This window comes from Microtetraspora sp. NBRC 16547 (genome assembly GCF_030268965.1).
Taxonomy (GTDB): Bacteria; Actinomycetota; Actinomycetes; order Streptosporangiales; family Streptosporangiaceae; genus Microtetraspora.
Map to the genome: position 1 here is coordinate 1 of NZ_BSSE01000029.1, position 25,967 is coordinate 25,967.

A 25,967-nucleotide genomic window follows, 5' to 3' on the forward strand; every position below is an offset into this window, starting at 1 on the left:
TTGCCGGAGAACCAGGCGTCGATGGTTTCGCCTTTCACGCTGGTGGTCTTCATGCGGCAGCGGTCGGTGTCGAAGATTTTGCCGTCGAGGATGAGGTGGGGGACGCGGTCGGCGGCGGCGTGTTCCAAGGCTTCGTGCAGGTCGGGGGCTTGATCGGCCAGGACGTCGATGACCTTGTGCAGGTAGCGGTAGGCGGTGGCCTGGGACAGTCCGAACGCGATGCCGTGCAGGCGGATGTTGGGCTTGGAGCGGAACCAGGCCAGGGCGAACAGTGCCTGGTAGAAGCAGGTCAGGCGCCGAGACCTCTTGGGCGTTCCGCGGTGGCGGCGTTCGGTGTGTAGCAGGCGGCCGACGTAGCGGATCAGTTCACGGGAGACGTCGAGCATGGCAGGATAGGCGATCGCGTGGAGCTTTCTCGGTGTGAGGATCTTGTGGTGAGACCCCTTCTACCGGAAGCTCCACGTTCTTTTTGGGCTCCTGACATTCATCCGTGTATCTGCACGAGCGTGCCTGTTCCTATCAGACAAAGCCCTGATGTCCGAGTCGATCTCGGTGAGAAAACGTCACTCGGTGGTCGTCCCTTCTGATCGGTTTCGGTTGATGGAGATTTCCGCCTGATCGTCGCGTTCATCTCAGCCTGGATGCACCGCGTGATTTCTTGTGATCGATTCCTGGTCCAATTCCTCGGCGAGGACTGTTTCACCAGGTGACGCGCTGTTTCCGGGCGTGTGGGGGCCGCTGCGCGCGGGTCGCAGCTTGTGCACAGGGTTCGGGGGCGGGGGTTTGTGCGCCGAGGGCGCGGGTGACCGTTGGGGTCGTGGTGGTGCGGGCGGTGACCGGGGTTGGGGCAGGTCAGGCCGTCTGACGCGGGGGTGGTCGGTGGGTGGCCTCGAAGGCGTTCATCCAGGCGCCCTGCCAGCGCCAGTGTTCGGGCAGGTGGACGGTGATGTGGCCGCGGTCGTGCCGGGCGATCCGGGGCCGGGGCGGCGATCAACTGGCGGCGCAGTGTGGCCCCGCGTGCCTTGGCGTGGAAGGCCGAGGCCAGGCAACCGGTCGCGCGCAGCAGGTTGTGGGTGATCGGTGCGGAAGTCCTCGTTGGTTGTGTTCCTGGATGGTCGGTTAGCTGATCCTCTGCACGGTGGCACCCCGTCGGATGGCGCGGGGGATCTCGGCGACGGAGTCCACGATGTCGATCAGGTGGGCGATGCTCTCGGCTGGAGCGGTGGAGCTGACATCGACGGTGTAGGTGATCCCGGTTGACCGCCAGCTCTCGGTATCGAAGCCGCCGGCTGCGGAAACGCGCACTCCCAGAAGTTCGATTCCCAGTGCGGCGGCCTCCCGGTAAAGGTCGTTGAGGACGCATCCCGCGGCCGCGAGGTGAAGGAGATGTCCTCCGGTGAAGTCCGCCCTGACGCTCACGCCCTCGGGCGTCCACCGATGAGGGAAATGTACCGCGTGCTCGTCCGTCACCTTCAGCGATCCTGCGCTCACGATCACGTTGAAACGATCACCCATGATTCGGCTCCCGGCACCTCGGGCGTACGGACGTGAGGACAAGAGCCGTCCTACACGTCGCAGCCGCCAACCGTCAACACAGCACTCCCTCTAACGAGAACGCCCGCTCATGCCGCGAAGCGCGCCCCTGCTTCGTCGCCGAGGATCCCCACGTGCAAGAACGCGGACTTGTCGTAAGAGCAACTCGTCGTCGAGCACTACTCCCGGTGACGTCCGGGGCGGGGCGTCTCATGGACAGAGGGGCCCCGCCGCACGGTGGTCGGCAACGGTGCGGACCGACCGAGGCCTCCTGTCATGGACCGGTCCACGTGCCGGGCGGGCCGTCTCGCCGAGCGGGGCCACACATGTAGACATGTCGATCACCCGGACCGGCCCTCTCCGTTATGCTCTCGATCTCGTGTCGTACCCCCCAGGAGCATGTGTGCGTGAGCGCGTCCGCCAATTCATCGAGTCACGGCGGTTCCAGCAGGCGATCATCGGGGTCATCCTCATCAACGCGGCGACGCTCGGAGTCGAGACCTCGCCAGCCGCTGTTGCCCGCTACGGTGGCCTGCTGCACCTGGTGGATCACGTCGCGCTGTACGTTTTCGTGGCCGAGTTGCTCGCCAAGGCGTACGTGTATCGGCTGCGCTTCCTGCGCGATCCCTGGAACGTTTTCGACGCGGTCATCATCGGGATCTCCTTCCTGCCGACGGCGAGCGGCCTGTCCGTGCTGCGAGCCGTCCGCGTGCTCCGGACACTCCGCCTGATCTCCGTCGTACCGTCCCTGCGCCGGGTCGTCTCGGCGCTGCTCAGCGCCGTGCCCGGGATGGCCTCGATCGTGGTCCTCCTCGGGCTCGTGCTCTACGTGGCCGCCGTCATGGGCACCAAGTTGTACGGCGCCGCCGCGCCCGACTACTTCGGCGACCTGCCGAAGTCCCTCTTCTCGCTGTTCCAGGTGATGACGGGGGACGCCTGGTCGGACATCGCGCGCCCGCTGATGGAGACGCATTCGTCGGCCTGGCTGTACTTCGTGCTGGTCGTCCTCGTCTGCACGTTCGTGGTGCTCAACCTCTTCATCGCCGTCGTGGTCAGCGCCATGGAGGAGGAGAACCGAGAGGAACGCAAAGAGGACCATGCGGTGCTGAGCGAGGTGGCGGCCCTCCGCGCCGAGATCCAGAGCCTGCGCGAGATTCTCGCCGGTCGCGTCCCTTCCTGACAGCCGTACGGCTGCTGTACGCCCACCGCGAAACTGTACGCTGACGGGCGCTCCCGCTGAGCATTCGAAGCCACACAAGAACGACAGGGCGGGGTGGGCGCCTTTCGGAGGCCCGCGCACGTCACCCCCGGTTTCGTCCCAGGCCAGATGGCTGGTTTGCTTGGACGGTCACATCCACCAACACCTGAGGATCACCATGCGCAGCGTCGACCCTGAGATCTTCCTCGTCGCCCGGCCCGAGCTGGATTACGACGAGCTCGCCCGCTACTTGCGGGAGATCGGGGGCGAGACCTGGCTGGAGCGGCTGGAGCGGGGCGAGTTCGACGCGCAGAACCTCGCCGAGTTCGCCGGACGCCTGTGCTACCGATCCTTCGAGCCCGGGCTCAACCCCAACGTGACCCGAGTCCGGAAGGACCAGACCGACTACCTCCGCAACATCCTGGCCAGCGCGCACGGCTCGGTTCTGGAACACATCAGCTTCTCCTTCGTCCTGCACAACGTGAGCCGGGTGTTCACCCACGAGCTGGTACGGCACCGCCCCGGCGTAGCCGTCTCCCAGGAGTCCCTCCGTTTCGTCCGGCTGTCGGAGATTCCGTTCTGGTTCCCCGAGTGGGCGCGGGAGGACCCCGAGCTGATGAAGCGGGCGAGCGCCGTGCTCGACCAGCTCGAGGAGTTCCAGACGTGGATGGCCGATCACTTCGGACTGGACGAGGAGGGCGTGCCGTTCGCGGAGAAGAAGCACCGCACGTCCTTCATGCGGCGTTTCGCCCCGGAAGGCGTCGCGACCGGTCTGATTTGGACCGCCAACGTCCGCACCCTCCGGCACACGATCGAGGCCCGTACGGCGGTCGGGGCCGAAGAGGAGATCCGCCTCGTCTTCCAGCGCATCGGCGAGCTGATGAAGGAAGAGGCGCCCGCCCTGTTCGGTGACTACGTCGTCGAGGACGGCGCCTGGATCCCCGGCTGGCGGAAGGTCTGACAACCCGCGGCCAGTCCGGGCGCGCACGCCCACACACCCCTTCGCGTACGCGTGCGTGAACGGCGGGTGCGCCGGTTCGAACGGCATGCGGGCCCCGCGTGAGCGCGCGGGGCCCGTGGAGCGCTCCAATAGACAAGCTCCAAGAGACAAGCGCGACGGGGGACAGGGCGACGGGAGACGAGATCGGGGACGGGACGAGACGGGTTTGAGGAAACACGCCCGCTGGGGCGGTTCGGCCTTGTAGAACTCATCCGCGAATTCCGCCACGCGATTGATCTTTCCTGGTAGATCGAATCCTCGTCAGTTGACCGGGAGCAACTTTTCGCGGCGGTCAGTATCAGACACCCATGTATCGGCGCAGCCCGAAGATCGAATAACTCGTGCGGAAAGTCGTCCCGTGTGAGTGGTCGCTCCCGCGATGGCGCCCGCCAATGGTGATCTTTAAGCGAAGATCGGCTCTTGCCTGATCCGCAGAGCGCCGCCTTTCGTTGAGGATGGTCTTCGGCGGGCGCTGCGACTCGTGCGGACGCCATTCGGCAAGAGCCGATCTTCGGTGAGCGAATTCGCTCGGACACGTCCTTATGGGCGCGTCACGGCTGCTGTTGAGGGCGGGCACAGACCTCCGAGGGGCTGAAGATCCAGCATCCGGACCGGGCCGGTGTGGGACCCCACGAAGCGGGTGTGATTCGGGCGAGGGCGATCCGGGTCGGAGGTGGCGCGAAGGCCCACCGCGGTGCGGCCGACGGGATCAGTCCCTGGCCCGCGGCAGGTGACGCCGAATCCTGGCCGCCCGTACGGCCGCGCCAGGGGGCGAGGCTCCAGCACGAGGCGTCGGTCACCGACTGGCAGGACTCGGTGAAGGAGGCCGCCAGCGGCGGCAGGGGCACCACCAGCGGGACCGACTCCGACACGCGTGTCTCCAGGATCGGCAGGCCGGTCACGTCTCCGGCGGCGGCTCCTCCTGTCGTGTCAGCGGGGTCACCGACCGGCTCGGCCTCGGGATTCGGCTCGTCCTTGGCCGGATTCGCCTTCTCGGGAGGATTCGGCAGCGAGGTCGGAGGGATGCCGGAAGCCGTGACGGTCGGCTTGGGCGTGCCGCCGCCGGCCCCGTGGGTCTTGCTCCCCTTGGGAGAGTGCGCGGGACTCGGAGCGGTGCTCTTGGACGGAGTCGGAGAGGGCGTCGGACTGGCGGTATCCGCGGGCGTAGGGGTGTCGCTGGATGTCGCGGTGGGGGCGGGGTTCGCGCCGGACGTGGGGGTCGTGTCCGGGGGAGGGGTGACCGTCGGTGTCGCGCTCGCCGCGGGCTCCCCCGTGTCCGCGACGGTCGGTGTCGCGGCGGGAGCGGAGGTCGCTGGGGACGTCGAAGGGGATGTGGCAGCGGGTGTCGCATCGGGTGTCGCATCGGGAGTCGCGGCAGGAGGCGTGCTGGTCGTGCCACCGGCGCCGGCGGTCCCCGAGTCACCGCTTCCGGACGATCCCGCGTCGGAAGACGACGTGCCGGAGGCACCACCCGATGAGGAGGGTCCGGCGTCCGGCGCGGAGTCTCCCGAGCTCGAGGTGGAACCCCCCGATGCGGCCGAGTCCGTACGAGTCGACTCCGCGCCGCCTGACCCCGAACCACCCGAATCCGGGCTGCCCGCACTCGAACCACCCGAGTCCAGCGCGGACGAGTCGGATAGTGGAGCGGCGGTCGCGGACGCGTCCAACGCAGGATCGGCACCCGCGGCGAAGGGCTGGGCGACGATCGCGCCCGTCGTCGCGGACACTCCGACAAGGAGAAGATTGGAGAGCAGGCGGGTACGCCGGGGAGAGTTGCGAGGGGACATGGGGGCTCTTCCGTTTTAGGGGGTTTTGAGGGGTTTCCAGCCGGCCGCGGCGAACTCGGGAGTGCCCGGCAGGGTGGTCTGCGGCACGGCGGGTGGCGTGGGATCGGGGATGTTGACCCAGTCGCCCTGGTTGTCACCGCGTACGCCGGGATACCAGGCCATGAGCAGGGTCATCGCGTAGGGGCTGGAGTACGTCGGACCGTCGCCGTCGCCGCCCGTCGTGGCCGTGACCTGGACCAGGATGGACACCTGGACCTGGTCCTGCGCGCGGGCGCGCCACTGGACGCCGATCGTCTGCGTGCGCAGTGAGGCACCTTCGGGCAGCTTGCCGTCCTTGGGCAGGCCGAGCGTCGCGCGCCACCCACTCACGGCGGCCCGGGCGCCGTCGCTGGCGGCCTTGCGCTGCTCCGGCGGGGCGTACAGGACCGCCGCCTGCTCGGCCTGCGCGCCGTCCAGCGTCCAGGCCGCCTCAAGGGCCGCCGCCGCCGCGGAGGCTGCGCCCAGCTCCGTGTGGGGGAACCCGATGGGATATCCCGCGTCCCCCTCGTACGCAAGGGGCTGCGCCAGCGCGATGGCGGTGGGCGTCGGCGTCGGAGTGGGGGCCGACGTGGCGTCCACGACCCGCCATGTCCCGACGATCAGGACGACCGCCACGACGGTGATCGCCACCGCGATGATGATCACGGCCGCGGAGCGGGCGCGGCGAGGAGAGCCGAGGTCCCAGTCGAGCGCGGGATCCTCGACGACCGGGGGCACTAGCGTCCCGCCCGGTCCGGCCGCAGGCCGAACGCCTGTCCGGCGGCCGCCGCCAGACGAAGGTACGCGCCCCGCGTCGTGGGCCGGAGGCGGACCAGGTCCACCTCGGCGCCTTCCTTGAGATGCGGATCGTACGGCACGCGGATCACCGTCCGGCAGCGGTCGCGGAAGTGGCGTTCCAGCAGGTCCACGTCGACGTCGGACCTGCTCTCCACGGCGTTCAGCACCACGATCGCGTTCTTGACCAGGTCCGCGTACCCGTGGGCGGTGAGCCAGTCGAGCGTCGCGGCGGCCGAGTTCGCCCCGTCGACCGCGGGGAGGCTGACCAGCACGATCTGGTCGGCCAGCTCGAGGGTGGCCCGCATCGCGCCGTGGAGCAGCCCGGTCCCGCAGTCGGTGATGCAGATCGAGTAGTAACGCTCGATCAGCCCGGCCACCGTCCGGTAGTCGTCCGCGTCGAACGCCTCGCTGACGGCGGGATCGGTGTCGGAGGCCAGCACCTCCAGCCGGGCGGGGGACTGGGACGTGAAGGCCCGCGCGTCGGCGTAGCGGACGATGTGGTCGGCCTCGGCGAGCAGCGTGCGGATCGTCGCGGCGGTCTCGGACTTGACCTTGAGTCCCAGAGTCCCGCGATCCGGGTTCGCGTCGATCGCGATCACCCGGTCCCCCCGCAAGGAGGCCAGCGTGTTGCCGAGGGCGGCCGTCGTCGTGGTCTTGCCCACCCCGCCCTTGAGACTCATGACCGCGATCCGGTGATGCCCGCTCGCCACAGGCGTCTGAGCCTGCGCGATCAGGGTGCGTCGCTCGCGCTCCGCCGTGGACTCCGAAGGGATGTACTTCCGTCCGGAGAGCCGCCAGACGAGCCGCCGCCATCCGCCCGCGGGCTCCGGGCGCCGGTTCGTGAGCAGGTGTTCCGCGGTGAGCGGGACCGTCTCGGGGACTTGCTCGGCCGGTGCGTCGGCCGAGGTGTGGATCTCTGTCAAGGCACGGTCCTTTCGAACGTGAGCTATCAGCAGGTGCGCCAGCGCACCGTTGTGGTGATCGACTCGGATGGTCCGTGGACGGTGAGCGGCGAAGTCACCGCTTCGGGCACGCCGCACCAGTAACGGACCCTCAGGGCGCGCACGCTGACCACGCCGCGGCCGCCGCGCTTCAGGGTGCCCTTGGAGGGGGTCACCGCCAGGCCGGGAGCTGAGATCCGCCAGTTGATCGAACCTTCGGCTCCCTCGGAGACGGTGAGCGTCACGGTGCCCCGGCCGAACTCGTCGAGCGTCACGGTCGCCGGTATCCGCAGCGGCCCGTTGCCCGTGCTCTGGTCCTCCTCGTCTCCGGGATCTCCGAAGATCCCCTGCGTTCCCTGATCGCTCCGCGCCGTCTCCACCACAGCGGACTGGAGAGAGCGGGTGGGTGTCCCGCCGTCGAGCGCCGGTCCCAGAATCTTGATCCCCGTCACGGTGCCCGCCGCCCCGGCCAGGACGATGACCGCGATCTTCAGGGAGGTGTTCCTGGCGATCGGGCGCTCTTTCGAGATCTGCCGGATCAGCCGGATCGGCCGGGTCGGCTCGTCGGACAGCGGCCGGTTCCGCACCCCGCTCAGGCGCCGCGCCCGCGATCGGTCGCGCCGCTCGTCCAAAGGCCCAGTGGTCGGTACGGCCGGCAGCGGCCCGGTGAGCTCGGCCGGCAGAGGGGAGGGCAGCGGCGCCGACAGGGGAGACGCGGACGGCCCACCCGCCGACGAGACCGGCACCGAGGTGGCCGAGGACGCGGGCGGCAGCGCCCCAGCGGCCGGCGGCGGCGCACTGGACGGCGTACTGGACGGCGTACTCGGCGGCAGAGTCGATGGCGGACTCGCTGACGGATTCGCTGGCGGATTCGCGGCCGAACCCGCTGGCGGACTCGCCGGCGCGGCCGATGTGGCCGACGTGGCCGACGTGGCCGGCGCCGCACCCGATGCCGCCGGTGGCACGCCCGGCGGGATGGGGATCGGCTGGGTGGCCGCGGTCGTGTCTCCCGCGCGGGCGAGGACCTCGCGCGCCCACGCCTGCGTCCGCAGCGCGTTGTATAGCGGAGTGTCGTAACCGGCCTCGGCCGCCGCCGGCGTAGCGGGCTCCGGGGCGGACGGCCGCGCAAGGGGCGACCGGCGTTCGCGCTTCTCCGGTACGGCAGGCAGGGAACGCGTGGACGTGCGCGACCCTCCGGACTCATCCCCGGTCGCGGTGGCGTAGGGATGCCGAGGCCTGCCCGAAGTGCCCGCCGAGCCATGGCCGGCGCCACCCGGATCACGGGTGCCCTTCACCTTCGCCGGACCGTGCTCGTTCTCGGGCTCGTTCTCGGGCTCGTTCTTGGACCGACCGGGGCCGTCGCTCGCCAGAGAGAGATCATCCACATCGGAAGCAGGACGCTCCGTGTCCGGGGCGTGATCGTGATCTGTCGCGGTGTGTTCGTCGCCTGCCCGGGTGGCTCCATCCGACGCGTGATCCCCACCCGCCGGAGTGCGGTCGTCACCGGGGGGGACGGTCGCCTCCGCGACGGGTGTGTCACCCATCTCGGCGGCCCCTTCTGCGGCCCCTCCTGCGACCGCTTCTGCGATGGGACTGTCGCCGGCCGGGCCGCGGTCATCACCGCGGGGAATGTCACGATCAGAGTCGCGGTCATCGCCTGCCGAAGCGGTGCGCTCCGGAGCACCGGCGGAGGCATCGGCACGAGCAGGGCTCTCCGCAGGGCGGGCGGAGGCACCCGTCGCGGGGGCGAGAGCAGGGCCGTCCGCAGGAGGGATCACGAGGGGAGACAGGGGAGCGCCGAGGGCACCGGCGGCCGTGTGGAGCGCCCACGGCGGATCGTCACCCGACGGAAGCGTGGAGGGGGGCGAGGCCTCCCCGGCCGCGCCCATCCCGGGGAAGGCGGAAGGGCGGCGTGGGCGCGGAACCTGGTCTGCGCGCGGGCCGGATTTCCCCGCGAGGGACTCGGGCTCGGGTCGCGGTACGGCAGAGGAGACGGAGCCCTCAAGGAGCCCTCTGGACTCCGCCGTGAGACGCGGGATCGGCGGGTGAGAGGTCATCTGCGGAACCGTGTAGCGGATGTTGATCGGCCGCTTGCACACGGCGCAGCCGACGATGTGCGCGGTCAACGCCATGCGCCCGTCGGTGAACTCCTCCGGGGTGGGCGTGGCCGGCGGATCCGGGAACAGCACCTCCAGCAGCGGAGACAGCTCCGGGCAGGCGGCACGGCCGTGGACGAGCGCGTCCATCCCGCTCACCATGATCTCGATCAGATCCTGCGTACGGGTGGCGAGCCGGGCGGTGTCCCCCGCGGACAGTCCCAGCACGTGGGCGACGTCCCCGATGGCGAGCTCGTGCCGGTACATCAGCCGGAGCGCCTCCGCGCCCAGGGGATCGGCGAGCGTCCAGGCGCGCTCCACGGAACGCACGTCGGGGACGCCCGGCCCCGGCCCGGGAACGTAGCCCGGCCGGTACTGCGGGTCGGTACGGCAGCGCCGCCGCACCGACCCGAGCAGCCACGCCGAAGGGGAGACGCCGTCCGGCGGCTCCCCCTGTGTACGGCAGGCCGCCAGGACGGAGGCGACCAGGATCGGCGCCTTCGCGAGGCCCACGAGGCCTTCGGCGTAATCGAGCAGGTGCGCGCCGTGCTCGTCCACCCATTCGGGCACGGTCATGAGCCGGCGTACCCGGCGTCCGGATCGATCCGGCCCGGCGCCCCGGCGGGTGACGGCATGGCCGAGGGGTTCATCACCACGAGTTCGAGGTTGCGTTCTGGCAGGCCGGTGAACTTGGTCCAGTTGCTCACCTGCCCGGGAGCCGGATCGGCGTAAAGCCAGCGGACGAACGCCGGCAGCGCGCATGAGTCGCGTGGGATGCCGCGCCGGGACAGCTCACTGCTGGAGTAATCCTGGCAGGGCGGTGTGCCGGGAGGCGCGATGTTGAGATCCCAGACGCCGCTCTCGTCGGTGTAGCTCATGCCCTGGTCGAGTCCCAGCGCCTCGGACGCCCGCTGGAGCAGCTCCGGGTCCTGGAGTACGGGGAGGGCGTCGTCGGCGCCGGGCGCGGATGCGTTTCCGGCGTCCCCGGCGTCCCCGGCGTCTCCGGCTGTTCCGGCCCCGGCTCCGGTCCTGGTGCCGCTTCCGGTGACGGTGACGGTTCCGTCCGCGGTTCCACCGAAAGTCCCGTCGGTGGTCCCGGCGGCGCTTCCGTCGATGGTCCCTGTCCCGGTGCCACCCCGCCCGTTTCCGGTGCCACCCCGTCCGGTGCCGTGTCCAGCACCGTGCCGAGTGTCGTGCCCGCTCCTGTGGTGGGTCCCGCGCTCGGCCCCCGTCGAGGTGCCGTCTCCCACGATGATGTCCGTCCCGGTGGCGGCACCGCCGGCGCCGGTGCCCGTGCCACCCGTGGTTCCTCCCGCGGCACCGCCTCCCGCGGCACCGCCTCCCGCGGCACCGCCGCCGGACCCGCCGATGGCACCCGCGCCGCCGTTACCCGTGGCCCCGGCTCCGCCCGCGGTTGCGCCGTCAGTGGTGATTCCGCCTGTCGCTCCTCCGGCACCCGTACCCGTTCCGGCACCCGCGGACGGGCTCGGCGCGGCGGTGGTCTGCTGGGGGGCGAGTTCCACTCCGGCGGGGCTGACGATCATGCGGTCGCCGTTGGGCCGAAGCAGGAGCCAGTTGCCGTCCGGCAGCACCTTGACACCCGTGGCCCACGGGCCCGGCATGAGCCGGATCTGTTTGTTGTCCGGCCCGAAGATCGCCCGGCTGCCGTCGGGGCGTTCGACCAGCCGGGTGCCGTTCCGCGTGGTGCTGATGACCTTTCCCCACTGGCGGGCGGCGGGTGGGGGCACGCGGGAGGGGGTGGCCGCGGGTGTCGCCCCGGCCGAGGTCGTCGCGATCGGCGTGGCCGTGACGATGACGATCCCCTGCGTCGGGCTTGGATCCGCGGTCGCCCCTATCGCCTTGGTGGTCGCCGGTGGCGCGGTCGCGGCCGCCGGGGCCCGGGTGGGCACCGTCGTGACCTTAGGCGGCTTCGTGCCCGCCTTGGCGGGGGGCCGGGGGGCGGCCGACGTGCCGGTGGCGTCGGTGGTCTCGGTGTCCTTGGGCTTGCTCTTCGGTGTGCTCTTCGGTGTGCTCTTCGGTGTGCTCTTGGGCGGCGCCTCCGGCTCCGCCGATCCCGTGGCCTCGGTGTTGCCCGGGTGGCGCAACGCGGCGAACTGGCTCGCGGCGAGCACGGGCAGCGAGGCGCAGCCTTCGGCCGCCGCGTTCACGGCGCGGCCGTCGGTGGTAGTGGCGAGACAGACCCGCCGCTTCCCGGAGCCGGTCGTGATCGTGCTGCCCGCGTCCGTTCCGGTGAGCGAGGCGGGCCGGCCCGCACCGTCGGAGGCGAGGGACGTCCAGGCGTCTGCCCCGTCGTTCAGCCGGTAGGTGCCCGCGATCAGGCGCGCCGTGTTCAAATCGGCGGGTCGGGAGCCCGCGGCGATGACGGCTCCCACCGCGGTCCCGGCCCCGAACACACCGATCGCGACGCTCGCGGTGATCACCGTCGCGCGTGAGGGTGTCGACATGGATCCACCTCTTCCTCTGCTGGTGGTGACGTCAGGCCCCGTCGGTCTCCAACACTTGGCTCCACTCGCCGAGCACGCGCACGGGGTCGCCGGAACCGGCGGGGGGCACGTACGCGACGTACATCCGCCCGTAGGTCGCGCTCACCCAGCGGCCGAAGGCCTTGCTTTGGGAGCGGACCGCGGCCGCCCCCTTCAGGGAGACCTTCGCGCCGGTGTGCCGGGCCATGCGGGTCTCGGTCGAGCGGGCCGCGTACCAGATGAGGGCGCCGCCGTCGGTGGTCTGCAGCGCGCGCACCGGGCCCTCGGACTCGTACGACAGTGTGAGCCCCCAGCCGGCCTGCACCAGCTGCGCGCGCTCTCGCTGCCAGAACAGCGCGGCCTCGCTGGTCCACGAGCCCTGGGCGAACCGCGCGTCCGGCTGTGCCTTCTCCAGGCTGGCCAGGTGGGCGTGGACGATCTGGCGGGGAGTCCCCACCAGGCCGGTGGCGTTCTCCGGCAGGCTGACGGCGTAGCCCGCGGAGTCGGTCGCGAGGGCGGGGAACTCCGCCGCGTCGATCCGTGCGTCGGCGGCGGAGGCGACGAGCCGCCAGCCGCTGCCGGTCTTGGTCATCACGTCGCTGATCCGGGCCACCTTCGGCTCGTACGAGATCGTGACGAACCAGTCGGCCAGACCCTCGACGTGGCGGGGGACCCAAACCCGCGTGTTGGGCCACATGCCCGACGCGACCTTGGTCCCCTCCATCCGCGCGGTCGAGATGCTGGCTTTGGTCATCTCCATCGCGAGCCCCTGCTCGAGCTTCCCGATCGCCTCTTCGTCCATCCCGGCCTGCGCGGACGACATCCCGTGCTGGTAACGATCGAAGATCTCGCTCGCCTTCTTGCTGGTGAGCTGGGGAGACGTGGATTCCGTCGCCGCCTTGGTCGTCGACGGTTTCGAACCTGACGGCGACGGCGACGGCGACGCGGAGGATCGTCCGGTGTCCCAGCTCGCGGCGGCGCGCTGGGGAGGCGGAGACGGTGGCGCGTCGCCCCCGCGGATCACGATGACGGCGATGCCGATTCCGGCGAGAGCCGCCACGGCCACGCCGGCCGGGATGAGCTTTCGCCATCGAGAATCTGAAAGCCGTTCGGGCTCCCACTCCATCGGAGGACCGATGGCTTCCCATGCATGCCCGGCATGCGCATCATTGCGGCGTGCTCCCCTGTCTGGGAAATTTGCTGCATACCGAGACATAGACCAAGATATTAGACTGACAGTGTTTCGTTGGGAAGGTAAATGAAGACCGCAAATACTTTATGGGAATAAGTAACCGAAAAGTCGGCCTTCGGACCAACCGAAACCTGCAAGTGCTGTCCTGGTGGGGCCAGAGCTTCTCTAGAGAATAACTCCTCGTTCGCCCGATGATTCCCGGTTCGTGACCGGGGTGGAGACGAGGGAAACGCGCCGCCGTTTCGGGAACGGGCGCCGTCGGTTAATCGCCGTCCAATTCCGATGCAATTGCAAATGCGCGCGCATATGGCTGATTTCTCATGCCAGCGCGGGGAGGACGTACACCTCGGCGCCCGGGGGCAGGGCGCAGTCCAGGCCGCCGAGGCGGCTCACGTTCGCACCGCACACGAACAGCGTGATGTGCCGCCGGAGGTGGCCGTACTCGTCGCGCAGCCGCTCCTCCAGCGACGGATGCGTACGGCGCAGCGTGTCGAGCGCGCCGCCCAGCGTCGGGATGCCGTGGTCGGAGGCGGCCACGGCGAACACCCGTACCTCGTTCTGGTCGTTCACCCAGCGCCGCAACGAGGTCGGCAGGACGAACGTGACCAGGGTGACCGGCTTGGCCACTCAGAGCACCGCCGCACGGACGGTCAGCACGTCCGGCAGGTGCTTCGCGATCAGCGTCCACGTCTCGCCGTGGTCGCGTGAGCCGTACACCTCGCCGTCCCTGGTGCCGAAGAACACGCCCGCCTCGCTCGCGCACATGGCGTCGCGCAGCACGGCGGAGTGGACCGGCTCGTCGGGAAGACCGTGCCCGAAGCCCTTCCAGGTGGCCCCGGCGTCCTCGCTGCGGAACACCTGGTAGCGGTGGTCCAGGGGCGTGCGGTCCACGTCGGCCCGCAACGGGAACACGTACACCGTGTCCGGCCGCGTCGGGTCGACGACGATCGGGAAGCCGAAGTCCGACGGGAGGTCGGCGCCGATCTCCCGCCACGACCCGCCGAAGTCGTCCGACCGGTAGACGCCGAAGTGGTGCTGGAGGAACAGCCGCTCCGGGCGGGACGGATGCATGGCGACCTTGTGCACGCACTGGCCGAACTCGGGGTATTGCGCGCCCTCGGGGAAGAACGGCGCCCGGATGTTCTTGTTGGCCGGCTCCCACGAGGCGCCGCCGTCGGTGCTGCGGAAGAACCCCACGGCCGAGGCGGCGATCGCGATCCGCTGCGGATCGAGCGGGTGGGGGATGACCGTGTGCAGGCACAGGCCGCCGCCTCCGGCCTGCCACATCGGCCGGCTCGGATGGTTCCAGAGGCCCTCGACGAGAGAGAAGGTGGCACCGCCGTCCTCCGACCTGAACAGCGCGGCGGGCTCGGCGCCGGCCCAGACCACGCCGGGCTCGGTCGGCGACGGCTGGAGCTGCCACACCTTGGCCAGGGCCGCGCCCGTGTGCTCGGGGAACGCCACCGGCGGCCGGTCGGCCTCCTGCCAGCTCTCGCCCAGATCGTCCGACCACATCACCGACGGCCCGAAGTGGCCGTACTCGATCCCGGCGAGGAGCCGGGGAGCGGGCCCGCGCGTGTCGATCGCGACGGATGGGACGCCGACGGTGGTGAACCGGACCGGTTCCACCTCGAACGGTCCGCCGTTCCTGGAACGGGCGAGGAAGAGCCCCTTTCGGGTCCCGACAGCGAGCAGCGCATCCATTGGAGACCTCCTTGTGGTGACCTGTGCGTGCTGACCGGCACGTGCTGACCGGCTTGAACGCACTGTCTTTTGTGAACTGTCTTGCGCGGGTCGGGTGGGCGTGGACCGCCGCTCGCGGGACCGGGCCGCGCCCCTTCTGCCACCCACCGCGTACGGCTATCGCCATCGTGCCAGGCTCCACCGACAGATTCGGGCCGTCACCGGATCCGGGCGCCGTAGGTTTCGATTTGGATACCTGACAAGCGGAAGATCCACTCTGAACTGGGGCGACGTCACCGATGTGGTGGATTAGGTGACAAAACCGAAATCAGGTGCGCCATTATGGGCGTGCAGGAATTCGAGAATCTGTTGGAGACACCATGCCCCGTCCGCTCATTGGCATCACCGCCTACCTCGAGGCCGCCCGGTGGGGGACGTGGGTGCGCGAGGCGGTGCTCTCCCCGCACGCGTACGCGCGCGCGGTGGAGAAGGCGGGTGGCGCCCCGGTCGTGCTGCCGCCGATGAGCCCGTACGCCGCCGGAGACTACGCGCGCGGGCTCGACGGCCTCATCCTGGCCGGCGGCGCCCCGGTCGACCCGGCACTGTACGGCGAGACCCGTGACGACCGGATGGAGGAGCCGCAGGCGCACCGGGACCGGTTCGAGATGGCGCTGGCCGAGGCGGCCGTCAAGGCCGACCTGCCGTTCCTGGCGATCTCCCGTGGGATGCACCTTCTCAACGTCGCCCAGGGCGGCACGCTCATCCCCTGGCTGCCGGAGGCCGTCGCGCACGACCGCCACGGAACGGCACGGCACGCCGTCACCGTGAGCGTCTCCAGCAAGATCGGCAAGGCGATCGGCGACCACGCCGAAGTGACCGGGCCGCACTTCCAGGCCGTGAAGCTGCTGGGCACGGGCCTGCTCGCGGTGGCCTGGGCGGACGACCAGATCGTCGAGGGCATCGAGCTCCAGGGGCACAGGTTCGGCGTCGGCGTCCAGTGGCACCCCGAGCGCGGCGCGGACAACCGGCTGGTCGACGCGCTGGTCGACGCCGCCCGTCCCTGACCGACCAGGGCCCGCGCTCACCGCCACGGAGTCACGGCGAAGATCATGGCGCTGTTACTGTGCGGCCATGGCGTTGCATCCTCAGTCCGAGGCCTACCTGAAGCTCTTTCCGGCCGACCTCAACATCGATCTGGCCGCGCTCACGCTCCCGGAGATCGTCCGGATGCGCGGCCTGGACGGCATGGCCGAGCAGCGCGGCAGGCCCGCGGACCTGCCGGAGATCCGTGACCACGTGGTGGACGGCGTGCGGGTGCGCGTCTACCGGCCGGAGCCGGGCGACCGCCCGCTGCCCGTGGTCGTCTACTTCCACGGCGGCGGATGGGTGTTCGGCAGCGTGGACCGCAACGACGCGCTCGGACGCGACCTGGCCCTCCGCTGCGGCGCGGTCGTGGTCTCGGTGGACTACCGGCTGGCGCCCGAACATCCCTTCCCGGCTGCGGCCGACGACGCCTTCACGGTCGTACGTGACGTCTTCGCCCGGCCGGAGCTCTACACCGGCGATGCGAGCCGGGTGGCGGTGGTCGGCGACAGCGCGGGAGGCAACCTCGCGGCCGTCGCGGCCTGGCAGGCGCGCGACGCCGGGCTGGCGCTGGCCCACCAGGTGCTGCTCTATCCGATCACGGACGTGGCGATGGACACCCCGAGCTACCGGTCGTACGCCTCCGGATTCGGCCTGGACGCGGTGGAGATGGCCTGGTTCGTCAAGCAGTACGCCGGGGACGCCGACCCGCTCGACCCCCGGCTCGCCCCGCTGCGGCTGGCCGACAAGTCCGGTCTCGCGCCGGCGACGGTGATCACGGCGGAATGCGACCCGCTCTGCGACGAGGGCGCGGCCTACGCCCGTGATCTGTCCGAGGCGAGCGTCCCCGTCGAGTACCGCCGCTACGACGGCCTGCTGCACGGTTTCTTCGGCGTTCCCGGGTTCTTCGACCACGCCGAGGAAGCGCGCGAGTACGTCGCCACGCGGCTCAAGGACGCTTTCGCGTAGGGCCGCCGGAGGGGGTTGGCGTGCCTGGAGGGGGTTCGCGTCCGCCGGAGGGGGTTCACGTCCGCCGTAGACGGCTCACACCCGCGGTCTCCTGGCGTGGAAGACGAACGCGGGCGGCAGGTTGCCCCACACCGTGCGTCCGGGGACGACCTCCTCGAACGCCCGGGCCAGCCTCCGCCGGAACCGCACCGCCGGGCCGAGCATCCGGGCGTGCACGTAGGAGAAGGTCGTGAACGCGCCGTCGCGGCTGAGTGAGTCGACCACCGCGCGCAGCAGCGCGGCCTGCCGGTCCGGCGAGAACGCCGCCCAGGGCAGTCCACTGACGATCACGTCCGCCGTCGTGACCCCGCGCGCCGCGAGGAGGGCGGGAAGCCGCACGGCGTCGTCGACCACCACCTCCAGGCCGGGGTGCCGGGCCTGGAGGAGACCCCCCAGCCGGGGGTTGATCTCCAGTGCGAGGTGTCGGCCGCGGCCACCGAGCCGCCGCTGGATCTCCGCCGTGAACGGGCCGGTGCCCGCGCCGAGCTCGACCACCACCGGGTCGCCGCGCTCGGGGATCGGCACCGCCACCGCCGACGAGAGCCGGCGAGAGCTGGGCGCTATCGCGCCGATCACGGTCGGGGACCGGAAGAACTCGCCCAGGAAGAGCGATGATTCGTTCGCCATGTTCAAGCACACTACGGGTGCGTCGATCCGATGATCATCCTGCGACCAGCCCATTCGGGTGGCCACTTGGAGGAGGACCGCCGTCCTCCCTGAGGAGGAAGGGCGGCGACGGCGGCCTCGATACCGTTCACCCATGCGATCGCGAGGCGTATATCTGGATCTCTCACTCGCCGCCTCCGGAGTCGTGCTCAACGTGCTCATCGCGAGCTTCTCCTGGGGCGGCCCGTCGGCTCCGACCTGGGTCGTGCTGCTCGTCGCGCTGCTCGGCGGGCTCCCACTGGCGCTGCTGCGGAGATGGCCGGGCCACGCGGCGCTCTGCCTCACGGTGCTGCTCGTCCTCTACGACCAGTTCGAGGCCTCGACCGTCGACGCCGTACAGATCCTTCTTCCGATCGCGGTGGGTGTGCTGGCCCGGCTGCGCGGGTGGTGGTGGACGGCTCCCGTCGTGGTCCTCGCCTGCGTCGCCACGGGCCTGAACCTCGCCGACCCGGGCATCGCGTTCACCCGGAACGCGTGGTTCTACACGGTCGGCATCATCGTCGCCCCCGTGATCATCGGCCGCTACCTGCGCGGTACGGCGCTCCGCCACCCGCCGGAGGAGCGCGCCCCGCTGCTCGACCTCCTGATGGCCGGGGGCGGCCTCGCCCTCGCGGTGCTGGGCAGCTGGCCGAACTGGGACCGCAGCGCCCTGCCGGTCTGGGCGGCCGGGCTCCTGGTGGTGCTGTCGGGGCTCGCCCTCGGCGTGGTCCGCCGGCTCCCGGGAGCGGTGCTCCTCCTGGAGAGCGGCCTGGTGATCGTCGCCGACCAGTACGCCAGTGACGTCGGGACCACGATGCAGATCCTCCTGTTCGTCGCGCTCGGCGTGTTCGCGACCCGGGCGAGCTGGATCTGGGTGATCGCCGGATATTTGCTGACCTGCGCCGCGGCGGTGATCACGATCGTCGACGCCCACACCGAGATCACGACCTGGCGGGTGCTCGCCCTCACGACCATGGTCGCGGCGCCGGTCGCCATCGGCGGCTACGTCCGGGCCAGGCAGGCCGCCGCCCGCCACACCGCGGAGCTCTCCGCCGCGCGCACCCGGGCGAGCCGGTTGGCCGAGCGCGAGCGGATCGCCCGCGACGTCCACGACATCGTGGCCCACCACGTCGGCGCGATGGTGCTGCGGGCGAGCGCCGCGCTGTACGCCGGCGCGGACGGCCCCGCCGGGGAGGCGCTGGGGGACATCCGCGCCACCGGCCACCGCGTCCTGGAGGACCTGCGCGGCCTCCTCGACGTGCTCAGGGACCCCGGGAAGGACGACATCCCCTCCGCCGACCCCGCCGACGTCGTACGGGACGCCGTGGCCCGGATGACGGCGGCCGGCCTGCGAGTGGAGCTCGATCTCGCGCCGGAGGCGGAGCGCGCGCCGCTCGTCGTGCGCGCGTCCGCGGCGAGGATCGTCCAGGAGGGCCTGACCAACGTGCTCAAACACGCGGGCCCCGGCACGGACGCCCGTGTCAAGGTGGGGATCACGGGAGGTGAGCTGGCCGTGGAGATCAGGAACGGTCCGGGCGCCGCGGCGGCCGGGGAACTGCCCTCCACCGGGCAGGGCATCAACGGCATGCGAGAACGGGCCCGCGCGCTCGGCGGGCGCCTCACGGCCGGACCGGCCGAGGACGGCGGCTGGCGGCTGGCCGCCACACTGCCCATGAAGACGGGAAGGGAATGCCTGTGATCCGGGTGCTGGTGGCCGACGACCAGGCACTGGTCCGCGCCGGGGTGCGGATGATGCTGGAGGCCGCGGGGGACACGGAGATCTGCGGCGAGGCGGCCGACGGCGCGCAGGCCGTACGGCTCGCGGAGGAACTGCTGCCCGACGTGATCCTGATGGACCTGCGGATGCCCCGCGTGGACGGACTGGAGGCGACCCGGCGGATTCTCGCCGCGCGGCCGTCGTCCAGGATCGTCGTGCTCACCACGTTCGCCGACGACGACAACGTCTACGGCGCGCTCCGGGCCGGCGCGCTCGGCTTTCTCGTCAAGGACGACTCGCCTGACCGGATCGTCGACGCCGTACGGCGGGCCGCCCAGGGAGAGCCACTCCTGGCGCCGTCGGTGCTGCGGCGGGTGGTGGAGCGCGCGCTGGCCGCCGAGCGGGACACCGTCCCCATCCCGCGCGGCCTGACCGAGCGCGAGGTGCAGGTGCTCACTTTCGTCGGAATGGGCCTGTCCAACGCCGAGATAGGCGAGCGGCTGCATGTGGGGGTGACGACGGTCAAGAGCCACGTCGCCGCCGTCATGGAGAAGCTGGAGCTGCGCAACCGCACCCAGGCCGCGGTGGTGGCGCACCGGCTCGGTCTGGTGGACGCCGGCTTCCGGCCCGTACCCAACCAGGCCGCTGAGCGGGATCAGGGCGCGTTGTAGGGTCTGACCGTGGAGTCTGCCGAGGATCGGATCTTTACCCTGCCCAATCTGCTGAGCTTCCTGAGGTTGCTCGGCGTTCCGGTGTTCCTCTGGCTCGTGCTCGGGCCACAGGCGGACGGGTGGGCGATCCTCCTGCTCATAGCGGCGGGGATCAGCGACTGGCTCGACGGGAAGCTCGCCCGCGCGTGGAACCAGACCAGCAAACTCGGGCGGCTCATCGACCCGCTCGCCGACCGTCTCTACATTTTCGCCACCCTGGCCGGGCTGGTCCTGCGCGATGTCATCCCGTGGTGGCTGGCGGCCCTGGTCGTGGGACGAGACGTTCTCCTGCTCTTCACCGTCCCCATCCTGCGCCGTCACGGCTACGGCCCGGCCCTGCCCGTACATTTCCTCGGTAAGGCCGCGACCGCCTGCCTCATGTACGCGTTTCCCCTCCTGTTCCTCGCGTCCCATCAGGGGTGGTACGCCGAGATCACGGGGATCTTCGGCTGGGCGTTCGCCATATGGGGGACTGGTCTGTACTGGTGGGCCGGGGTGTTGTATGTGGTACAGGTCCGCCAGCTGACAAGGGGGTGAGCCCGTGAAGGCCGTCGTCATGGCGGGCGGGGAGGGAACGCGGCTCCGGCCGATGACCGCCAACCAGCCCAAACCCCTGCTCCCCATCATCAACCGGCCCATCATGGAGCACGTACTCCGCCTGCTCAAGAAGCACGGCTTCACCGAGACCGTGGTGACCGTGCAGTTCCTCGCCGCGCTGATCCGCAACTATTTCGGCGACGGTGACGAGCTCGGGATGCGCCTGCACTACGCCACCGAGGAGATCCCGCTCGGCACCGCGGGAAGCGTGAAGAACGCCGCCGACCGGCTCCGGGAGGAGCGGTTCCTCGTCATCTCCGGCGACGCGCTCACCGACATCGACCTGACCGACATGCTCCGGTTCCACGAGGAGAACGGCGCGCTGGTCACCATCGGACTCAAGCGGGTCCCGAACCCCCTGGAGTTCGGGATCATCATCGTGGACGAGAACGGCCGGATCCAGCGGTTCCTGGAGAAGCCCACCTGGGGCCAGGTCTTCTCCGACACCGTCAACACCGGCATCTACATCATGGAGCCCGGCGTCCTCGACGAGGTGCCGTCCGGGCGGTCCGTGGACTGGTCGTCCGACGTCTTCCCCCGGTTGCTCGAACGTGGCCTGCCGTTGTTCGGGTACGTCGCGGAGGGCTACTGGGAGGACGTCGGCACCCACGAGAGCTACCTCAAGGCCCAGGCCGACGTCCTGGAGGGCAAGGTCAGGGTCGACTTCGACGCCTTCGAGCTCGCGCCCGGCGTCTGGACGGCCGAGGGCGCCTCCGTCGACCCCGACGCGGTGCTCAAGGGGCCGCTCTACATCGGCGACTACGCCAAGGTGGAGGCCGGCGCCGAGCTGCGGGAGTACACCGTCCTCGGCAGCAACGCCGTGGTCAAGGAGGGGGCCTTCCTCCACCGGGCGGTCGTCCACGACAACGTCTACGTCGGTCCCGCCGCGCATCTGCGCGGCTGCGTGATCGGCAAGAACACCGACGTCATGACCGGCGCGAGGATCGAGGAGAACGCGGTCGTCGGCGACGAGTGCGTGATCGAGTCCGAGGCGTACGTCTCCTCCGGCGTGAAGATCTACCCGTTCAAGACGGTCGAGGCGGGCGCCGTCGTCAACACCAGTGTGATCTGGGAGTCGCGCGGCCAGCGCAGCCTGTTCGGCCCACGCGGCGTGTCCGGTCTGGTCAACGTGGAGATCACCCCCGAGCTGTGCGTACGGCTCGCCAGCGCGTACGCCACGACGGTCAGAAAGGGCGACACGATCGTCACCTCGCGTGACGCGTCGCGGGCGGCCCGCGCCTTCAAGCGGGCGGTCATCAGCGCGCTGAACTCCAGCGCGATCAACGTGGTCGACCTGGAGGCGTGCGCGCTTCCCGTCGCCCGCTTCCACACCTCCCGAGAGAGCGTCAAGGGCGGCATCGCGCTGCGGACCAGCGCGGGGGACCCCCAGAGCGTCGACATCGTCTTCATGGACGGCACCGGTGCGGACCTCTCCCAGGCGGCCCAGCGCAAGCTGGAGCGCATCTTCTCGCGCCAGGAGTACCGGCGCGCCTTCCCGGGCGAGATCGCCGAGCTGACCTTCCCGGCCCGCGCGGTGGACACCTACACGCGCGAGCTGCTGCGCTGCGTCGACATGAGCGGTGTGAAGGACGCCGAGATGAAGGTGGTGGTCGACTGCGCGGGCGGCACGTCGTCCCTGGTCCTGCCCAGCCTGCTCGGCCGCGTCGGGGTGGACGTGCTCACCGTGAACAACCGGCTCGACGACGCCTCGCCGACCGAGACCTTCGCCGAGCGCCGCCGCGACCTCCAGCGCCTCGCCGAGCTGGTCGGCTCATCCCGCGCCGCCTTCGGCGTACGGTTCGACCCGGTCGGGGAGCGGGTCTCCCTGGTCGACGAGATGGGCCAGCTCATCAGCGATGAGCGGGCGCTGCTGGTGGTGCTCGACCTGGTGGCGGCCGAGCGCAGGGGCGGCCGGGTCGCGTTGCCGGTCACCACCACCCGGGTGGCGGAGATGGTCTGCCGGTTCCACGGAGTACAGGTGGACTGGACGCCCACCAGCCTCGACGCGCTGACCACCGCCGCCACGCACAGTGAAATGATCTTCGCCGGAGACGGGCGCGGGGGGTTCATCGTCCCGGAGTTCGGGCCCACCGTGGACGGGCTCGCGGTGTTCCTGCGGCTGCTCGGGCTGGTCGCGCGCACCCGCCTGTCGCTCAGCCAGATCGACGCGCGGATCCCGGAGGCGAAGCTGCTGCGGCGGACCATCCCCACCCCGTGGGCGCACAAGGGCACGGTCATGCGCTCGGTGGTGGAGGCGGCCGAGGGCATGCACGTGGACACCACCGACGGCGTGCGCGTCGTGGGCGAGGACGGGAGCTGGGCCCTGGTCCTGCCCGACCCCGCCGAGGCGGTCACCCACCTGTGGGCCGAAGGCGGCGATGTGGACACCGCCCAGGCCCTGCTCGAACGCTGGGCCCGCGTGGTGGAACACGCCGCCGGAGCACAATAACAATCTCCGTGATCATGCACAAATCCTGAAAGAGGTGACGTTCGGTGACGCAGGAAACGGTGTGGCGGGATGGACCTTGGGCCGCGCCGGGCTGTAGCGTTGGTCAGTCCATGTCGAGCACGCTTCTTGACCTTTGTGCGTGATCAGCGTAAGTTGCGGCATTCGCCGTCTGAGCAAGTCATAAGAGAGGCCGAGCCGTTCGATGCCCAGCGTCTACTGCACGCAGTGCGGTCATGCCAACCCCGAGGATGCCCGTTTCTGTTCCAGATGCGGTTCGCCGCTGAGCGCTCCGGCGCCGGCCGCTCCCGACACCACCTCGACGATCTCTCTCGAGGCGCTGGAGAACGAGACGGGCCAGACCCTGCTGCCCGACAGGTCGGCCATAGAGCAGCTCCCGCCGGGCACCGCGCTCCTGGTCGTCATGCGAGGGCCCAATGCGGGAAGTCGTTTTCTGCTGGACAGCGATCTCACCACGGCGGGTCGCCACCCGGAAAGCGACATTTTCCTGGACGATGTGACAGTGTCCAGAAGGCACGCGGAGTTCTACCGGCGTGGCGGCCATTTCACCGTCCGTGACGTGGGCAGTCTCAACGGGACGTACGTCAACCGGGAGCGCATCGAGGAGTTCCCCCTGGCGGGGGGCGACGAGGTGCAGATCGGCAAGTTCCGGCTGGTGTTCTTCGCGCGTGGCCTTGGGGGCCAGTGATCGCTGAGGGAGGGGCGGGTAAGTCATGAGCGCGCAGGCGGTACGGGCGTTCATGAGCATCGGGGAGGTGCTCGCGCTGTTGCAGGGCGAGTTCCCCGACGTGACGATCTCCAAGATCCGTTTTTTGGAGGGCGAGGGGCTCATCGAGCCGCAGCGGAGTCCCTCGGGGTACCGCAAGTTCACCCACGGCGACGTCGAGCGGCTGCGCTACATCCTCACCGCGCAGCGTGACCACTACCTGCCGCTCCGGGTGATCAAGGAAAACCTCGAGGAGCAGGCCGCCCGGCCGAGGGCGCTGCCCCAGGAGACCCCGCCCGTACGCCTCAGCCGCCAGGATCTGCTCCAGGCTGCGGCGATCGACGAGGACACGCTGGCCGAGCTGGAGAGCTTCGGCCTGGTGGCCTCCGTGGCCCGGTGGTACGACGCGGACGCCCTGGAGGTCGCCCGCAGCGTCGGCTCGCTGGCCAGGTTCGGCCTGCACGCCCGCCATCTGCGCGTGGTCCGTGCAGCGGCGGAGCGCGAGGCGACCCTGGTCGAGCAGGCGGTGGCGCCGCTGCTGCGCCGCCGGGCGCCCGGCGCGATCGGTCAGGCCGACGAGACAGCTCGGGAAATATCCGGACTTCTCCTCGAATTGCACAGTGCATTGCTTCGTGGCAGTGTTCGCCGCGTTCTGGGGCAGTGACCGGGCCGACCCACTTCGGGTGTTACGTTGAAGGCCTGGTGATATGCCGCGCCACGTTGAGACGGAGTCGCCCGTGTTGCAGATGGAGGTCGTGGGGGTTCGCGTTGAGATGCCCACCAACCAGCCGATCGTCCTCCTGAAGGAGACGAACGGCGATCGGTACCTGCCGATCTGGATCGGCATGACCGAGGCGACGGCCATCGCGCTCGCCCAGGCGGAGGAACCGCCGCCGCGCCCGCTCACTCATGATCTGTTCCGTGACGTGCTGGAGGCGCTGGGGGTGCGCCTGCGCACGGTCAACATCGTCGCGCTACGCGACCAGATCTTCTTCGCCGATCTGGTGTTCTCCAACGGGGTGGAGGTGAGCGCCCGGCCGTCGGACTCGATCGCGCTCGCGCTCCGCACCGGTGCGACGATCTACGCCAGCGAGGACGTCCTCAGGGAAGCCGGAGTCAGCATGCCGGACGACCAGGAGGACGAGGTGGAGAAGTTCCGCGAGTTCCTGGACAACATCACGCCCGAGGACTTCGGGCGTGCCGGGTAGGGGTTGATTTCGGGAATTTAACGCTTCACGACGCGCCGCGCGGGGTCGTTGACTGAGAATGCCCCCGGTCCTACGGTGCAAGGGAATCCACGGTTGTAATTCATGAACCCCCAGATCAGACCGTGGGATGAGAGAAAGCCGGAGGTCCGCAGTGGCGGTCAGCAGCGGCGAGGGTAAAGCGGCCGACCAGCATGATCCGGCCCGTCAGTCAGCGCGAGAGCGCGCCGGTGAGCAGGGCCTGCTGTTCGACGAGCGGCCCACGAGACTGCCCGACGACATCGGGTATCGCGGTCCCACCGCCTGCGCGGCGGCCGGCATCACCTACCGCCAGCTCGACTACTGGGCCCGGACGGAGCTGGTCCTGCCGACGATAAGAGCCGCGCACGGCTCGGGTTCGCAGCGCCTGTACAGCTTCCGCGACATCCTCGTGCTCAAGGTCGTCAAACGCCTCCTGGACACTGGCGTCTCCCTCCAGCAGATCCGCACCGCCGTACAGCATCTCCGTGACCGCGGGGTGAACGACCTCGCCCAGATCACCCTGATGAGTGACGGCGTCAGCGTCTACGAGTGCACCTCGGCCGACGAGGTCATCGACCTGCTCCAGGGAGGGCAGGGAGTGTTCGGCATCGCCCTGGGGCGCGTCTGGCGCGAGGTCGAGGGCTCGCTGGCGGAGCTGCCGGGCGAGCGCGCCGAGTCCGGCTCCGATGCGGAGGCCGATCATCCGGCCGACGAGCTGGCACGGCGCAGGAAGTCCCGCAAGACCGGGTGAGATCGGGTGAGACCGGGTGAGACCGGGTGAGACCGGGTGCACGGCCCGCCTCAGGGTAGGCGGTAGAGTGATTTGAGCCGGCGACCCTGTGCGGGAGAGACCTCTTTTTGTGGAGGCGCCGAAGGAGCAACCCTCCCCGGAATCTCTCAGGCATCCCGTACCGCACGGGAGAGGCAACTCTGGAAAGCAGCACGTCCACCAGGCGTGCTCACCGACGGTGCAAGCCCTTCGGGGTGAAGCTCTCAGGTCGTGGTCCCGCCGCCGGTCGGCTGGTCGCGATGACAGAGGGGGAGACCAGGCGCACGCGTGCGCCGTCTAGGTCTCGACC

Annotated in this window: 23 protein-coding genes and 1 riboswitch; of the genes, 13 read left to right on the top strand and 10 right to left on the bottom strand. The window is 70.2% G+C overall.

Features of this window, described 5'->3' with window-relative positions; all coding sequences use genetic code 11:
* On the bottom strand, positions 1 to 386 hold a 386-nt coding region (locus QSK17_RS29335), incomplete at its 3' end, for a helix-turn-helix domain-containing protein (RefSeq protein WP_285708711.1).
* 733 nt (positions 387 to 1,119) lie between these two features.
* On the bottom strand, positions 1,120 to 1,515 hold the full coding sequence (locus QSK17_RS29345) for an OsmC family protein (protein ID WP_067128005.1): 396 nt from the start codon (positions 1,513 to 1,515) through the stop codon (positions 1,120 to 1,122).
* A gap of 421 nt (positions 1,516 to 1,936) precedes the next feature.
* Between QSK17_RS29345 and QSK17_RS29350 the strand changes: the two genes are divergently transcribed.
* The 3 genes from QSK17_RS29350 to QSK17_RS29360 all read left to right on the top strand — a co-directional run bounded on the left by QSK17_RS29350 (position 1,937) and on the right by QSK17_RS29360 (position 5,537).
* A complete protein-coding gene (locus QSK17_RS29350; RefSeq protein WP_285708713.1) occupies positions 1,937 to 2,713 on the top strand; it encodes an ion transporter in 777 nt (258 codons plus the stop codon).
* 196 nt (positions 2,714 to 2,909) lie between these two features.
* Complete coding sequence (gene thyX / locus QSK17_RS29355; RefSeq protein ID WP_285708715.1) at positions 2,910 to 3,692, top strand: FAD-dependent thymidylate synthase; 783 nt, start codon at positions 2,910 to 2,912, stop codon at positions 3,690 to 3,692.
* A 681-nt stretch (positions 3,693 to 4,373) separates the two neighbouring features.
* The gene (locus QSK17_RS29360; protein ID WP_285708716.1) at positions 4,374 to 5,537 is read left to right on the top strand and encodes a hypothetical protein; all 1,164 of its coding nucleotides are present in this window, start codon (positions 4,374 to 4,376) and stop codon (positions 5,535 to 5,537) included.
* On the opposite strand, the gene QSK17_RS29365 is transcribed toward QSK17_RS29360, so the two are convergent.
* The 7 genes from QSK17_RS29365 to QSK17_RS29395 all read right to left on the bottom strand — a co-directional run bounded on the left by QSK17_RS29365 (position 5,534) and on the right by QSK17_RS29395 (position 14,750).
* Positions 5,534 to 6,274, bottom strand: a complete 741-nt coding sequence (locus QSK17_RS29365; RefSeq protein ID WP_285708717.1) for a hypothetical protein — start codon at positions 6,272 to 6,274, stop codon at positions 5,534 to 5,536. The two genes, QSK17_RS29360 and QSK17_RS29365, sit on opposite strands and share 4 nt — an antisense overlap.
* Positions 6,274 to 7,257 carry a MinD/ParA family ATP-binding protein gene (locus tag QSK17_RS29370; RefSeq protein WP_285708718.1) on the bottom strand — a complete coding sequence of 328 codons (984 nt, stop codon included), beginning with the start codon at positions 7,255 to 7,257 and terminating at the stop codon, positions 6,274 to 6,276. The genes QSK17_RS29365 and QSK17_RS29370 overlap by 1 nt, the downstream gene beginning before the upstream one ends.
* 26 nt (positions 7,258 to 7,283) lie before the next feature.
* Positions 7,284 to 9,947 carry a hypothetical protein gene (locus QSK17_RS29375; RefSeq protein WP_285708719.1) on the bottom strand — a complete coding sequence of 888 codons (2,664 nt, stop codon included), beginning with the start codon at positions 9,945 to 9,947 and terminating at the stop codon, positions 7,284 to 7,286.
* Positions 9,944 to 11,836, bottom strand: coding sequence for a hypothetical protein (locus tag QSK17_RS29380; protein WP_285708720.1), 1,893 nt, complete (start codon positions 11,834 to 11,836; stop codon positions 9,944 to 9,946). Before QSK17_RS29380 ends, QSK17_RS29375 begins: the two co-directional genes overlap by 4 nt.
* 31 nt (positions 11,837 to 11,867) lie before the next feature.
* On the bottom strand, positions 11,868 to 12,920 hold the full coding sequence (locus QSK17_RS29385) for a DUF8094 domain-containing protein (protein ID WP_285708721.1): 1,053 nt from the start codon (positions 12,918 to 12,920) through the stop codon (positions 11,868 to 11,870).
* Between the two features lie 444 nt (positions 12,921 to 13,364).
* Positions 13,365 to 13,673 carry a ubiquitin family protein gene (locus QSK17_RS29390; RefSeq protein WP_285708722.1) on the bottom strand — a complete coding sequence of 103 codons (309 nt, stop codon included), beginning with the start codon at positions 13,671 to 13,673 and terminating at the stop codon, positions 13,365 to 13,367.
* Entirely contained in the window at positions 13,674 to 14,750 is a 1,077-nt protein-coding gene (locus tag QSK17_RS29395; protein ID WP_285708724.1) for a WD40/YVTN/BNR-like repeat-containing protein, read from the bottom strand. It abuts the gene before it with no gap.
* A 359-nt stretch (positions 14,751 to 15,109) separates the two neighbouring features.
* Between QSK17_RS29395 and QSK17_RS29400 the strand changes: the two genes are divergently transcribed.
* Together QSK17_RS29400 and QSK17_RS29405 are read left to right on the top strand one after the other, a co-directional pair.
* Entirely contained in the window at positions 15,110 to 15,793 is a 684-nt protein-coding gene (locus tag QSK17_RS29400) for a gamma-glutamyl-gamma-aminobutyrate hydrolase family protein (protein ID WP_285708725.1), read from the top strand.
* A gap of 67 nt (positions 15,794 to 15,860) precedes the next feature.
* On the top strand, positions 15,861 to 16,781 hold the full coding sequence (locus tag QSK17_RS29405) for an alpha/beta hydrolase (RefSeq protein WP_285708726.1): 921 nt from the start codon (positions 15,861 to 15,863) through the stop codon (positions 16,779 to 16,781).
* A 75-nt stretch (positions 16,782 to 16,856) separates the two neighbouring features.
* Here QSK17_RS29405 and QSK17_RS29410 read toward each other — a convergent pair whose 3' ends face one another.
* Positions 16,857 to 17,447, bottom strand: a complete 591-nt coding sequence (locus QSK17_RS29410) for a class I SAM-dependent methyltransferase (protein WP_285708727.1) — start codon at positions 17,445 to 17,447, stop codon at positions 16,857 to 16,859.
* Positions 17,448 to 17,580: 133 nt separating this feature from the next.
* Between QSK17_RS29410 and QSK17_RS29415 the strand changes: the two genes are divergently transcribed.
* The 8 genes from QSK17_RS29415 (at position 17,581) to QSK17_RS29450 (ending at position 25,639) form a co-directional block, all read left to right on the top strand.
* A complete protein-coding gene (locus tag QSK17_RS29415; protein WP_285708728.1) occupies positions 17,581 to 19,164 on the top strand; it encodes an ATP-binding protein in 1,584 nt (527 codons plus the stop codon).
* Entirely contained in the window at positions 19,161 to 19,853 is a 693-nt protein-coding gene (locus QSK17_RS29420; RefSeq protein WP_285708729.1) for a response regulator, read from the top strand. The genes QSK17_RS29415 and QSK17_RS29420 overlap by 4 nt, the downstream gene beginning before the upstream one ends.
* Positions 19,854 to 19,862: 9 nt before the next feature.
* Positions 19,863 to 20,429 (top strand): cardiolipin synthase ClsA, encoded by a 567-nt coding sequence (gene clsA, locus QSK17_RS29425; protein ID WP_285708730.1) that lies wholly within the window; start codon positions 19,863 to 19,865, stop codon positions 20,427 to 20,429.
* A 4-nt stretch (positions 20,430 to 20,433) separates the two neighbouring features.
* Positions 20,434 to 22,938 carry a mannose-1-phosphate guanyltransferase gene (locus QSK17_RS29430; protein ID WP_285708731.1) on the top strand — a complete coding sequence of 835 codons (2,505 nt, stop codon included), beginning with the start codon at positions 20,434 to 20,436 and terminating at the stop codon, positions 22,936 to 22,938.
* A gap of 202 nt (positions 22,939 to 23,140) precedes the next feature.
* Positions 23,141 to 23,644: an FHA domain-containing protein gene (locus QSK17_RS29435; RefSeq protein WP_061258619.1), complete on the top strand. Its 504-nt coding sequence runs from the start codon at positions 23,141 to 23,143 to the stop codon at positions 23,642 to 23,644.
* Between the two features lie 25 nt (positions 23,645 to 23,669).
* Complete coding sequence (gene ftsR / locus QSK17_RS29440; RefSeq protein WP_285708732.1) at positions 23,670 to 24,326, top strand: transcriptional regulator FtsR; 657 nt, start codon at positions 23,670 to 23,672, stop codon at positions 24,324 to 24,326.
* Positions 24,327 to 24,399: 73 nt separating this feature from the next.
* Positions 24,400 to 24,870 carry a bifunctional nuclease family protein gene (locus QSK17_RS29445; protein WP_157530732.1) on the top strand — a complete coding sequence of 157 codons (471 nt, stop codon included), beginning with the start codon at positions 24,400 to 24,402 and terminating at the stop codon, positions 24,868 to 24,870.
* A 151-nt stretch (positions 24,871 to 25,021) separates the two neighbouring features.
* Positions 25,022 to 25,639, top strand: a complete 618-nt coding sequence (locus QSK17_RS29450; protein ID WP_285708734.1) for a MerR family transcriptional regulator — start codon at positions 25,022 to 25,024, stop codon at positions 25,637 to 25,639.
* Between the two features lie 81 nt (positions 25,640 to 25,720).
* Positions 25,721 to 25,812: riboswitch (glycine riboswitch) on the top strand.
* Positions 25,813 to 25,967 lie beyond the last annotated feature (155 nt).

Bases quoted from the DNA above. Each gene is read 5' to 3' on its own strand.
- QSK17_RS29345 (WP_067128005.1), bottom strand. From the start codon at position 1,515: ATGGGTGATCGTTTCAACGTGATCGTGAGCGCAGGATCGCTGAAGGTG.
- thyX (WP_285708715.1), top strand. From the start codon at position 2,910: ATGCGCAGCGTCGACCCTGAGATCTTCCTCGTCGCCCGGCCCGAGCTG.
- QSK17_RS29375 (WP_285708719.1), bottom strand. From the start codon at position 9,947: ATGACCGTGCCCGAATGGGTGGACGAGCACGGCGCGCACCTGCTCGAT.
- QSK17_RS29380 (WP_285708720.1), bottom strand. From the start codon at position 11,836: ATGTCGACACCCTCACGCGCGACGGTGATCACCGCGAGCGTCGCGATC.
- QSK17_RS29395 (WP_285708724.1), bottom strand. From the start codon at position 14,750: ATGGATGCGCTGCTCGCTGTCGGGACCCGAAAGGGGCTCTTCCTCGCC.
- QSK17_RS29400 (WP_285708725.1), top strand. From the start codon at position 15,110: ATGCCCCGTCCGCTCATTGGCATCACCGCCTACCTCGAGGCCGCCCGG.
- QSK17_RS29405 (WP_285708726.1), top strand. From the start codon at position 15,861: ATGGCGTTGCATCCTCAGTCCGAGGCCTACCTGAAGCTCTTTCCGGCC.
- QSK17_RS29410 (WP_285708727.1), bottom strand. From the start codon at position 17,447: ATGGCGAACGAATCATCGCTCTTCCTGGGCGAGTTCTTCCGGTCCCCG.
- QSK17_RS29415 (WP_285708728.1), top strand. From the start codon at position 17,581: ATGCGATCGCGAGGCGTATATCTGGATCTCTCACTCGCCGCCTCCGGA.
- QSK17_RS29435 (WP_061258619.1), top strand. From the start codon at position 23,141: ATGCCCAGCGTCTACTGCACGCAGTGCGGTCATGCCAACCCCGAGGAT.
- ftsR (WP_285708732.1), top strand. From the start codon at position 23,670: ATGAGCGCGCAGGCGGTACGGGCGTTCATGAGCATCGGGGAGGTGCTC.